An 11,722-nucleotide genomic window follows, 5' to 3' on the forward strand; every position below is an offset into this window, starting at 1 on the left:
CTTCGTCTTTGTTGACGCCGTCAGCGGCTTCCGGGATTGCCACGAGAGGGACTTCATCTGCGCCCCCAGCGCCCGTGCCTTCGCCCGGTGCCGTGGTATCGACGGTAAAGTTGGATGCTTCACTCGGTGAAGAGGTGTTACCGGCACTGTCAGTGACGGTGGCGGTGAGGGTGTAATCGCCTTCGTCCGGCAGTTCGCCTTTGCTGCCACCCAAATCTTCCGGTGAGACAGTGACAGGCACACTGGTGCCGCCGGTCCAGCCGTCAGGAACCGTGGTGGTCACATCTGTCGTTGAACCGTCCGGCTGGGTAACCGTGACAGTGATAGTATCGCCCGGCTCTGTGCCCGTCGGCGGGGTGACCAGTACTTCCACGCCATCGTTAAGTTCGTTTTCTCCAACGCCGCCACTCGCTTCAGGGATCTCTACAAGGGGTAATTCATCAGTGCCGTTTGGACCGGTGCCTTCACCCGGTGCGGTGGTATCAATAGTGATCTCGACGGACTCACTGGGTGAGGAGGTATTACCGGCACTGTCTGTGACGGTGGTGGTGATGGTGTAATCACCTTCGTCCGGCAGCTCGCCGTTCTCACCACCCAAATCTTCCGGTGAGACGTTGACAGGCACACTGGTGCCGCTGGTCCAGCCGTCAGGGACCGTGGTGGTCACGTCTGTACTTGAACCGCCCGGTTGGGTAACCGTGACAGTGATGGTATCGCCGGGCTCAGTGCCGGTCGTTGGGGTGACCAGTACTTCCACGCCATCGGTGAGTTCATCTTCTCCGACGCCACCGGAGGCTTCTGGCACTTCAACCAGCGGCAGCTCATCGGTGCCATTGGGGCCGGTGCCTTCACCCGGTGCCGAAGTATCAATGGTGATCTCGATTGACTCACTCGGTGAAGAGGTATTACCTGCGCTGTCAGTGACGGTGGTGGTGATGGTGTAATCCCCTTCATCCGGCAGCTCGCCGTTCTCGCCGCCCAAGTCTTCCGGTGACACAGTGACAGGCACCGAGGTGCCGCCAGTCCATCCGTCAGGAACCGTGGTGGTCACGTCCGCACTTGAGCCATCCGGTTGGGTAACGGTCACCGTGATGGTATCGCCCGGCTCAGTGCCGGTTGGTGGGGTGACCAGCACCTCCACGCCGTCAGTGAGTTCGTCCTCCCCGACGCCGCCAGAGGCTTCAGGGATCTCAACGAGGGGCAGTTCATCGGTGCCGTTCGGGCCGGTGCCTTCACCCGGTGCCGTGGTGTCAACCGTAATGTCGATGGGATCACTGGGCGATGAGGTATTCCCTGCGCTGTCAGTCACCGTGGTGGTGATGGTGTAATCCCCTTCATCCGGCAGCTCGCCGTTCTCGCCGCCTAAATCTTCGGGTGAGACCGTGACAGGCACAGGGTTGCCGCCGGTCCAGCCGTCAGGAACCGTGGCGGTCACGTCCGTACTTGAGCCATCCGGTTGGGTAACAGCCACCGTGATGGTATCGCCCGGCTCAGTGCCGGTTGGTGGGGTGACCAGCACCTCCACGCCGTCAGTGAGTTCGTCTTCCCCGACGCCGCCAGAGGCTTCAGGGATCTCAACGAGGGGCAGTTCATCAGTGCCGTTCGGGCCGGTGCCTTCACCCGGTGCCGTGGTGTCAACCGTAATGTCGATGGGATCACTGGGCGATGAGGTATTCCCGGCGCTGTCAGTCACCGTGGTGGTGATGGTGTAATCCCCTTCATCCGGCAGCTCGCCGTTCTCGCCGCCTAAATCTTCGGGTGAGACCGTGACAGGCACAGGGTTGCCGCCGGTCCAGCCGTCAGGAACCGTGGCGGTCACGTCCGTACTTGAGCCATCCGGTTGGGTAACAGCCACCGTGATGGTATCGCCCGGCTCAGTGCCGGTTGGTGGGGTGACCAGCACCTCCACGCCGTCAGTGAGTTCGTCTTCCCCGACGCCGCCAGAGGCTTCAGGGATCTCAACGAGGGGCAGTTCATCAGTGCCGTTCGGGCCGGTGCCTTCACCCGGTGCCGTGGTGTCAACCGTAATGTCGATGGGATCACTGGGCGATGAGGTATTCCCTGCGCTGTCAGTCACCGTGGTGGTGATGGTGTAATCGCCTTCGTCCGGCAGTTCGTTGTTTTCGCCGCCCAGGTCTTCCGGTGAGACCGTAACAGGTACCGAGGTGCCGCCGGTCCAGCCGTCAGGGACTGTGGTGGTGACGTCGGTGCTCGAGCCATCCGGTTGGGTGATTGTTACAGTAATGGTATCGCCCGGCTCAGTGCCGGTCGGTGGGTTGACCAACACCCCCACGCCGTCAGTGAGTTCGTCTTCACCAACGCCGCCACTCGCTTCAGGGATTTCAACAAGAGGCAGTTCATCGGTGCCGTTCGGGCCGGTGCCTTCGCCGGGGGCGATAGTGTCAACGATGCCATTTGTTGAAGATGTTGCTGTGTTCCCTTGATTGTCAGATATGAGCGCGACCACCGAAAAAGTACCATCCGCTAACGCTTGAGGTGCGTCGACAGTGAAGCTACCACCAATTTGAACAATAGTATTGATGATCAGAACAATTCCGTTTGCGTCAGTGATTGTTAGCTGAACGCTGGTTCCGGGTAATAAATTTGTTGTTCCGTTTATTGTCGGCGTGTTGTCGTTTGTTTTTGATTCTACGGATATGTCGATCGATGGATTGTCAAAAAGGGGAGCATCCTCATTTGCTAATTGGTCTGCTGAACCGTTTAATGACGTGTATTCACTGGTGTCAAAACCTGCGGTAGCGATCGTTTCGTTGGCAGAGCGACTCAACGTAAAAAAACCATGTGTCCCAGAGCTTGATAGATTCTGGCCAGCTGAAGTGGCATTTTCTTCGTTTTGAGTGGGATCTAAACCAAGCTCAATAGATCGAATAATAGCGCTTATATCATCAACATTCTGATTTTCATCGGTATTTGTCAGATTTTTTAATGCATCTACATCATTGCTGTTGTAAAAAAAATGCTTCCCATTATCGTCCTCGAATTCAATTAGCGTATTTTCCGCAACCTCAAGGATATCGCCTCGATTCAACTGGTCCCCAGCAGTAATATCACTCTTTCCCTGTGGAGATATGAGTGAGGCTAAACCATTAATTTTTATTGTTTTTAAGTTGGCCGGGATGCGTACTTCGCTCATAATTCTCCACCTAATTAAACTAACGATAGAATTCACGTACTAATAATAAGACGATGTTTTACTTATGATATTGATTCGTAAATATAGTATAAAAAATGACATGTGGTCATTTTATTAGACACTGTTCTGTATTTTAATTTTCCATATAATTTATATCGACTTAGCTTTAAGGTACTGATTGAATATGCATGTAGTTTTACTGTGATTGGATGAGTTCTAATCGAGTGATTTTTGAGGTTTTCTTTGGGTAAGCAACACGCGTAATTGACAGACATCAGTGTGTTATCAGGGCGGGCTTTTATCGATGGGGGAGCGCTATAAGAGAAATGCTGAGTTTCCAATGTTAAGAATTGTGAGTTTCTTATCCATGCCATATGAGGTGAACTTACGAAGCGTTTTCTGTATCACCTTTGACCGGAAACAGCATTGAAAAGCGTGTAACGTTACGGGAATATGTAATTGAATAAATGTCATTTATTTTTCTATTACATAGAGACGTTATTTAAAAGGTAGCGGTGTAAAATATAAAGACTTCCTAAAGCGAAGCCTTTATGAATTACGTTAAAAATAAACGATTGTAATTACGGTTGTTTGCGGTTTATTAGATAGGTATCTTGAAGAATGTACATACGCTTGATGTCGCAGTATTCGCCGTTGACGAAGATCTCCTTTACCAAGTGACCTTCTTCGATAAAGCCGCTCTTTTCATAAAGGTGGATGGCTTTTTCGTTATTCACTGCAACGTTTAAATACACCTTGTGCAAGTTCAGGATTGTAAAGGCATAGTTCAGCGCTTTGTTGATCAGTTTGCGCGCGTAGCCGCAGCCTTGATAGTCAGGTGCAATAATGATTTGGAATTCGGCGTTGCGGTGAATTGAGTTGATTTCAACCAATTCAACCAAACCGACTTGCTGCTTTTCGCCATTTTCCGCGATAAAACGACGTTCATTGCTGTCGTGGATGTGTTTGCGGAACAACTCTTCCAATTCATAGTAAGACTCATAGGGCTCTTCGAACCAATAAGACATGATTGAACGGTTGTTGTTGAGTTGGTGAATAAAGCGAAGGTCGGTTTGCTCTAAAGCGCGTAGTCGGATTTCATTATCCATGTCACTTTCCATTAACAAATAATAATATTGCCTATAGCATCATGTATAGATGCTTGTGCTGGATTTGAAACATATCACCATAATGTGAAGTGGGAAATAAATATTTCAACGCGTTCGTTTCAATGCTGGTTATGTGAACGAATAGGTCAAAAACGCGCAAGGAAACGCAGAGTGAAAGCAAAAAAACCACCCAAAGGTGGTTTCTTAATCACGTTATAAATATGCGCTAAAAGACGATCAGTTTGCGTTGATAAACGCTCTGAATCGATTTTTCGTTTCTTGGTCGGCTTTTTGGTACCAGTAATGCAATTGGTACTCTTCTTCGTTTTTACCCACGCTATCAACGACAACCACTTTGCCACTGCGAACTGTTGGCACAGGCGCTACAACTTGGGTCGCTGATAGCTGCAGAGAAGCAGGCTCTGTGGTTTGATTGAAACGTTGTAGTTCCGACACATAATCACGGCTTAACTGAAAGCCGTTTTTTTCCAATGTGCCTTTTGCAAAAGGCATGACGCTGTCGCTGCCATCAAGCAATTGGAATTCTGGGTTCTTGCGGAATTCACGGGCTTGTTTGGTGGTGCGAACATCTGGGAAATCAAAGTGGATTTCTTCATCGTCTGCATCAAACTTCGCGACAATAACGTCAGACTTTACGAAGGTAACGTCTTTGCCTTCTTCAATACTTGCCACATAGCGAAACGCGATTTGTTGCGTACCGTTTTCCAACACGATCGGCTCTTCTGTGCCGAATACAGTGCCTTTGTGCGCTTGGCCGTTGAAGGCAAGCAGCTCAACATTGTTATTTAGGTGAAGCGTAACATCCGCGTGTGCGCTCACTGGAAGCATCATGGCGAACAGAGATGCGAGAATAGGCTTTCTCATCGGTATCCCTTTTGGTTATTTCTTTACGGCTTGGCGTGTAGGTAGTTATTCACTTCATACACGCCAAACAACGTTGTCTTATTTTACGTAGCACGCAAACCCTTTCAGGTAGAAACCTTCTGGGTAAGCACTGTCAATTGGGTGGTCAGCAGCTTGCTCAAAACGCTCAACGAATTGGACGCTTCTGTGTGCATCAAGTGCAGCATCGGCGATGATTTTCTGGAACAAACCGTTATCCATCAATCCTGAACACGAGTAAGTCAGCAAGGTGCCGCCTGGATTCAGAATTTGCATCGCCAGCATGTTGATGTCTTTGTAACCACGGCACGCGCCAGTCAGCTGAGATTTAGATTCAGCAAACTTTGGTGGGTCCATGATCACAACGTCGAATTTCTCGCCTTTTTCGCGGTATTCACGAAGCAGCTTGAACACATCCGCGTTGACGAACTTGGCTTTAGATACATCAAAGCCATTCATTTCAGCGTTGGTTTTTGCGATGTCTAGAGCCGGCTGAGAAACGTCAACGTTGATCACTTCAGCTGCGTTACCTTTCAGCGAGTAAAGACCGAAACCGCCGGTGTAGCAGAAACAGTTCAGTACACGTTTACCGTTAACGTATTTCACTGCTGCTTCACGGCTGTCACGTTGGTCGAGGTAGAAACCGGTTTTGTGGCCACCCGTGATATCAACACTGATTTTGATGCCGTTCTCTTCAATAACAACGGAAGCAGGTGGCATGTCACCGTGTAGAACGCCTGTGCGCTCTTTAAGGCCTTCTTTCTTACGAACTGACACATCAGAACGTTCGTAGATGCTGCACTTTGGGTACAGGGCCACAAGCGCTTCTACCAGATTTTTTTTTTGTGTTTCTGCACCTGCACTTAGCAATTGACACACCATGAAATCGCCGTAACGGTCAATGGTGATACCAGGTAGGCCGTCAGATTCCGCGGCAATCAAGCGGTAGCCAGTTAAGCCATCGCGTGCAGCAAGAACATCACGCAGACCTTGGGCTTCTTGCAGACGTTTTTGGAAGAAGGCGACATCTATCTCTTCTTGCTCGAAGCTCCATACGCGCACGCGGATTTGAGAATTAGGAGAAAACGCACCACGAGCCATCCATTGACCTTGATGATCATACACGTCCACTGTTTGGCCTAAAGAAGGTTTACCTTCAACACGCTGAATACCGCGAGAGAAGATCCAAGGGTGGCGACGGCGCAGTGATTTTTCACGGCCTTTTACCAAGTAAACAGACGGATTCATTGGTTTTTCCTAATGTCTGAAAGAGAGACAACCGCACGGTGAGAAGCAGCCGACACAATATGGAAGCGTATTGTGTGAGATGAGGGGCAAATTTGCAATCGGCCGCTGAGTGAGCGGCCGTTTTTTCATCAAAATGCTGATGGTTTTTTGGATCGATTGGTGTCGTTGGCGTGATTACTCTGTGCGTAAACCGTCAACTAACGTAGAGAGGCTGCTTGATTGCTTTTGCAGGTTGCTCACTTCATTTGCTGATTGCTGGATCATTTCGCTCATTTGCCATGCTTGTTGGCGTACTTTTTCCACATCTGCAGAAAGGGTGCTCGCCACGCTGCCTTGTTGGTTTGCGGCAGTGGCAATTTCGGTGCTGCGATCGGTAATTCGCAGGCTTCGTTCTGTGACGGAATTGATCTCTGATTCGATGTGTTGCATCAGAGATTCACTCGCAGTCGCGTTATCAACCGTGCCTTGCATTACGCTGCGAAGGTGACCGGTGTTGCCTTCCAAATCTTGGATCATACGTTGAATTTCGACGGTGGCTTGCTGCGTTCTGCCCGCAAGCGTGCGTACTTCATCTGCGACAACAGCAAAGCCTCGGCCTTGCTCACCGGCACGGGCAGCTTCGATGGCAGCATTGAGTGCAAGCAGGTTGGTTTGCTCTGAAATTGCGCTGATGGTTGCCACCATACTGCCGATTTCTTGAGAATTATGTTCAAGTGCACACACGGCTTCTGATGCCTGTTGAATTTCCGTGGTCAAGGCTTGAATGGCATGAAGTGTCTGGCTGACTTGCTGAGCGCTTTGTTCTGATGCCTCCCCCGCAATCTTGATTTCGCCAGAGGTGTTTTCAGCATGAGCAGCCACATCACGAATTGAGCCTGCCATTTCTTCCGTCGCGCTAGCCAGTGAATCAAGGTAGCCGCGTTGTTCGGTAGACAGTTTTTCGCTTTCAGCGCTGCGACGATTCAGATCGGCGGATAAACCTTCCATTAGCGTGGAGGCATTTTTAATGGCGTGGACTAAGCTGTGTTCGCGGTCAGCGATATTGTCGACGGTATTCGCAATCACACTGAACTCATCACGTACGCGGAAGAAGTTCATACGGCTTGTGAGGTCACCGTCTAACATGCGTTGAAGTGCAGCGTTCATGGTGAACATCGCACCACCGATGAAGCTAGACACATAGTGCGATGCCATCAAACCGAGAGCAAAAAGTACCGTTAACAGCGTCCATGATGTTGCACTGATGTAGGACCAAAGGCTTGGCGCTTTGACATGGTAAGTGGTTGCTGAGCCATACGTCGACGAGGAGATGACACCATGGCTTACCAGGATGTTTGTAGCTTGTAGTGGATCAATGTCGTACTGAGACAACACAGCATTCAGTGCTGCGCTATGTTTTTCTTGTACTTGGTCGATCTGGGTTTGAGATGCGGAATATAAAATGGAACCCGTTGCGATGGTCAGGGCAAAAAGAAAAGCATAAAGAAAGGTGAATTTTTCTTTAAGACTCAGTTTGATCAGGTACTGATCGATCCAGCGAAATGGCGTTTCTTTCAAGATACGAGCTCCAAGGTTTAGTGTGGGCGAATGCATATATACCGCATGTCATGTTACACGGTTTATATTGTGAGAGATGCAGAACACCAATAGAGGGTTGTTGATTAATGTCACAATTATGCGTCATAGCTTCAGTTTCGGGACACGTTCAAGGTGTCGGTTTTCGTTTTCATACTGCGCATGAAGGGTTGAAGCGCTCGCTAACGGGTTATGCCCGCAATGAATCAGATGGCAAAGTCACTGTGCTGATGTGCGGAAAAGAAGAGGACGTGCATGCCTTGCTGGAATGGCTTGAACAAGGGCCACCATCGTCGCGAGTGGTAGACGTAACGTATGAGCAGGTGGAGTGGCAAGCTATCGACGGTTTTTCAATCCGCTAGTGCAAACCGCCAGTACAAACCGTCAGCGCAAATCCTAGCAGGTACGCTTTTAAAAAACGTTTAATGAGTGCTGTGCATGTTGCGAGTGTATTGTGTTAACGCTCATTAGGCGGGATAAAACGAAAAAGAGGTGGTTAAACCACCTCTTTTTTAAAGACATTTTGCAGGTTTTGGTAAGCCAGCAAGTTTGGTGGCTTGTTTTGCAGGCCCTTTTGGAAAGAGTTTGAACAGGTAACGGCTGTTGCCTTTTTCTGGTCCATACTTCTTTTCCATGGCCTTCACCAGCATGCGAACAGCCGGTGAGGTGTTGAACTCTTTATAGAATTCCTGCACAAAGTAAATCACTTCCCAATGTGCTTCTGTCACCGTGATTTTTTCTTGCTCAGCGAGCAAAGGCACTAACGCTTCACACCAATCAGAAAAGTTCTTCAAATAGCCTTGGGCGTCGGTATCAATGTGCTTACCGTTTACTTCCAACATGGATTACCTCGTTCTTCGATCGCGCAAAGCATATCGGCTTGTCGCCTTGTCATCAAGGCGGAGAACAGCACAAAGACAGATCGCAGAGAAATAAAAAAGCGCCCGTAGGCGCTTTTCAAATCTTACTCTCACGTCGAAGTGAGATTAATCATCACCGCCGCCGAAGATACCCAGCAGCTGCAACAAGCTTAGGAACAAGTTGTAGATGGATACGTATAGGCTGATGGTTGCTGAGATGTAGTTAGTCTCGCCGCCACGGATGATTGATTGTGTGGTTAGAAGAATTACGCCTGTTGAGAACAGAACGAATGCGCCGCTAATTGCCACTGAAATCATTGGCATTTGAAGGAAGATATTGGCAATCATTCCCACTACGATAACCACGAAACCTGCCAAAAGCATACCGTTCAGGAATGACAGATCACGCTTCGTTGTTAGAGCGTAGGCTGAACATGCCATGAAGGTCAGTGCGGTGCCGCCTAGCGCTGGAGCAATTGCCCAACCGAGGCCCGCGCCAATGTACATGTTAAGAATTGGACCGAGGGTATAACCCAAGAAACCTGTGAACAAGAAGGTGAACACAAGACCCATTGAGTTGTTTTTGTTTTTCTCGGTCAAGAAAAGCAAGCCGTAAAAACCAACCAGCGTGATAATGATGCCAGGGTAAGGCATGTTCGCTGCCATTGACACACCAGCGACAACCGCTGACCACACAAGGGTAAGTGACAATAGGAAGTAGGTGTTGCGTAATACTCTGTTGGTTACTAACTGACTCTCTTGCGAGTATTCATTAGCAACAAAACGATCGTTCATAGCTTTCTCCCAATGGGGTACGAATATTTTCTATTACGACAGTTATTGCGTCTTTGGCTCAATATTTCAAGTCGCAAGTGTCGCATTAGTGATAATAAAACAGCTTAGCCGTTGAGAATACTAATATATCCTCTTGGCTAAGCCTGTGTGAGTTTGTAAATGGATGTTAATGGCGAGTTGGCGATGTCGCACAACTCGCTCATGAGCACGTTAGTGGCTCAAAATCTGACTCAAGAACAACTGAGTGCGGTCAGATTGTGGGTTATTAAAGAACTGTTCTGGTTCATTTTCTTCAATAATTTCCCCTGCATCCATAAAGATGACGCGATCCGCGACTTCTTTGGCAAAGCCCATTTCGTGTGTTACACATAACATGGTCATGCCTTCTTCAGCAAGTTCCACCATAACATCTAACACTTCGCGCACCATTTCTGGGTCAAGTGCAGAGGTGGGCTCATCAAACAACATCACATTCGGGTTCATGCAAAGTGAACGCGCGATCGCAACACGTTGCTGCTGACCACCAGATAGCTGACCAGGGTATTTGTTGGCTTGCTCTGGAATTTTTACGCGCTCTAGGTATTTCATTGCAATCGCTTCTGCTTCCTCTTTCGGCATTTTCTTTACCCAAATCGGCGCAAGCGTGCAGTTTTCAAGCACGGTTAGGTGAGGGAAGAGGTTGAAATGCTGGAAACACATGCCGACTTCTTTTCTCACAAGCTCAATGTTTTTAAGGTCATCGGTCAACTCTGTACCGCCAACCATGATCGAACCTTGCTGGTGTTCTTCCAAGCGGTTGATACAGCGGATCATGGTTGATTTACCTGAACCAGAAGGGCCACAGATAACGATTTTTTCGCCTTTTGCGACCGTCAGGTTGATGTTTTTCAACACATGGAACTGACCGTACCACTTGTTCATGTCTGTCAGCTTAATCACTGGGGTGTCTTGTTGCGTCATAATACAATCCTTGTTCTTTATCGCTTGTGGCCAGTGTGAAGTTTATTTTCTAGGTAGATGCTGTATCGAGACATCCCGAAACAGAAAACCCAGAACACCAGAGCGACAAACACATAGCTTTCTGTCGCGAAGCCAAGCCATTTCGGATCCGTATTGGCGGCTTGCCCAATACCAAGTACATCAAACATACCGATGATGAGTACAAGGCTTGTATCTTTAAACAGACCAATGAAGGTGTTAACGATAGACGGAATGGTAATCTTCAATGCCTGCGGCAAGATGATAAAGCCCATTTTCTTCCAGTACGTTAAACCCAGCGCATCAGCAGCTTCATATTGGCCTTTTGGAATCGCTTGTAAGCCACCACGAATGACTTCTGCCATGTACGCGGAAGCAAACATCACCACACCAATCAGTGCACGCACCAATTTGTTGGTTTCAGATTCGCCTGACATGAACAGTGGCAGCATCACCGATGCCATGAAGAGAACCGTGATAAGTGGAACACCACGCCATACTTCAATATAAACCGTGCTCAGGCTGCGAATAATAGGCATGTCTGAACGACGTCCTAAGGCAAGCACAACACCGATTGGCAAAGATATCACAATACCCACAATCGCAATGATCATGGTGATCAGTAGGCCGCCCCAAAGGTGAGTTTCCACTTTCGGCAAACCGGCAACACCACCAAGCAGCAGGTAGATTGCCATCAGCGGGAACGCGATAACGAACAGCAGCAAAATCCACGGACGTTTTGGCGTTTTCTCATACACAAGTAAAGCGACAAACACAGCGAGAATTGCGTAGAACAATTTCGGACGCCAGAGTTCTTCTGACGGATAAAAGCCGAACATAAACTGATCGAATCGGACGTTAATAAACACCCAACAAGCACCTTCACGAGAACATGCGTCACGCGTTGCGCCGACCCAGTCTGCATTGATGAATGCCCAATCAATCACAGCCCAGACACCATTCAATGCGATGAACGCAAGTACAAGGGTCATGACCGAATTAAGTGGTGACGAAAATAGATTCTTTTTCATCCAACCAATCACACCCACCGTGTTCGGTGGTGGTGGCAGGTCTGGCTGAAACTCATGTTGTTTTGTCAT

10 protein-coding genes are annotated in these 11,722 nt (G+C 48.8%); 1 reads left to right on the forward strand and 9 read right to left on the reverse strand.

Annotated features, from left to right (window positions below):
* From BM082_RS17750 to BM082_RS17770, 5 genes are all read right to left on the reverse strand, one after another.
* Window positions 1-3,154: retention module-containing protein (locus tag BM082_RS17750; protein WP_074927992.1), on the reverse strand; the 3,154-nt coding region annotated here is incomplete at its 3' end.
* Between the two features lie 581 nt (window positions 3,155-3,735).
* Complete coding sequence (gene speG, locus BM082_RS17755; RefSeq protein ID WP_017011468.1) at window positions 3,736-4,263, reverse strand: spermidine N1-acetyltransferase; 528 nt, start codon at window positions 4,261-4,263, stop codon at window positions 3,736-3,738.
* Window positions 4,264-4,500: 237 nt separating this feature from the next.
* Complete coding sequence (locus tag BM082_RS17760) at window positions 4,501-5,148, reverse strand: YccT family protein (protein ID WP_074927994.1); 648 nt, start codon at window positions 5,146-5,148, stop codon at window positions 4,501-4,503.
* A gap of 78 nt (window positions 5,149-5,226) precedes the next feature.
* The gene (locus tag BM082_RS17765; RefSeq protein WP_017017123.1) at window positions 5,227-6,414 is read right to left on the reverse strand and encodes a class I SAM-dependent methyltransferase; all 1,188 of its coding nucleotides are present in this window, start codon (window positions 6,412-6,414) and stop codon (window positions 5,227-5,229) included.
* Window positions 6,415-6,588: 174 nt separating this feature from the next.
* Window positions 6,589-8,007 carry a methyl-accepting chemotaxis protein gene (locus tag BM082_RS17770; RefSeq protein WP_083417937.1) on the reverse strand — a complete coding sequence of 473 codons (1,419 nt, stop codon included), beginning with the start codon at window positions 8,005-8,007 and terminating at the stop codon, window positions 6,589-6,591.
* A 71-nt stretch (window positions 8,008-8,078) separates the two neighbouring features.
* On the opposite strand from BM082_RS17770, the gene yccX reads away from it, so the two are divergent.
* Window positions 8,079-8,351 carry an acylphosphatase gene (yccX, locus tag BM082_RS17775; protein WP_074927999.1) on the forward strand — a complete coding sequence of 91 codons (273 nt, stop codon included), beginning with the start codon at window positions 8,079-8,081 and terminating at the stop codon, window positions 8,349-8,351.
* Between the two features lie 150 nt (window positions 8,352-8,501).
* Here the strand turns inward: yccX and BM082_RS17780 are convergent, their stop codons facing one another.
* From BM082_RS17780 to BM082_RS17795, 4 genes are all read right to left on the reverse strand, one after another.
* Window positions 8,502-8,831 carry a TusE/DsrC/DsvC family sulfur relay protein gene (locus BM082_RS17780; protein WP_074928001.1) on the reverse strand — a complete coding sequence of 110 codons (330 nt, stop codon included), beginning with the start codon at window positions 8,829-8,831 and terminating at the stop codon, window positions 8,502-8,504.
* Between the two features lie 144 nt (window positions 8,832-8,975).
* Window positions 8,976-9,644 (reverse strand): Bax inhibitor-1/YccA family protein, encoded by a 669-nt coding sequence (locus tag BM082_RS17785; protein WP_074928003.1) that lies wholly within the window; start codon window positions 9,642-9,644, stop codon window positions 8,976-8,978.
* A gap of 210 nt (window positions 9,645-9,854) precedes the next feature.
* Entirely contained in the window at window positions 9,855-10,604 is a 750-nt protein-coding gene (locus BM082_RS17790; RefSeq protein ID WP_074928005.1) for an amino acid ABC transporter ATP-binding protein, read from the reverse strand.
* Between the two features lie 17 nt (window positions 10,605-10,621).
* A complete protein-coding gene (locus BM082_RS17795) occupies window positions 10,622-11,722 on the reverse strand; it encodes an amino acid ABC transporter permease (RefSeq protein WP_017017127.1) in 1,101 nt (366 codons plus the stop codon).

Origin of the sequence: Enterovibrio norvegicus DSM 15893 (assembly GCF_900115495.1) — a bacterium.
GTDB classification, from domain to species: Bacteria; Pseudomonadota; Gammaproteobacteria; order Enterobacterales; family Vibrionaceae; genus Enterovibrio; species Enterovibrio norvegicus.

Excerpts from the sequence above, each read along its gene's own strand:
- BM082_RS17785 (WP_074928003.1), bottom strand. The coding sequence starts at position 9,644 with ATGAACGATCGTTTTGTTGCTAATGAATACTCGCAAGAGAGTCAGTTA.
- BM082_RS17770 (WP_083417937.1), bottom strand. The coding sequence starts at position 8,007 with ATGCATTCGCCCACACTAAACCTTGGAGCTCGTATCTTGAAAGAAACG.
- BM082_RS17790 (WP_074928005.1), bottom strand. The coding sequence starts at position 10,604 with ATGACGCAACAAGACACCCCAGTGATTAAGCTGACAGACATGAACAAG.
- BM082_RS17780 (WP_074928001.1), bottom strand. The coding sequence starts at position 8,831 with ATGTTGGAAGTAAACGGTAAGCACATTGATACCGACGCCCAAGGCTAT.
- BM082_RS17795 (WP_017017127.1), bottom strand. The coding sequence starts at position 11,722 with ATGACAAAACAACATGAGTTTCAGCCAGACCTGCCACCACCACCGAAC.
- yccX (WP_074927999.1), top strand. The coding sequence starts at position 8,079 with ATGTCACAATTATGCGTCATAGCTTCAGTTTCGGGACACGTTCAAGGT.
- BM082_RS17765 (WP_017017123.1), bottom strand. The coding sequence starts at position 6,414 with ATGAATCCGTCTGTTTACTTGGTAAAAGGCCGTGAAAAATCACTGCGC.
- BM082_RS17760 (WP_074927994.1), bottom strand. The coding sequence starts at position 5,148 with ATGAGAAAGCCTATTCTCGCATCTCTGTTCGCCATGATGCTTCCAGTG.
- speG (WP_017011468.1), bottom strand. The coding sequence starts at position 4,263 with ATGGATAATGAAATCCGACTACGCGCTTTAGAGCAAACCGACCTTCGC.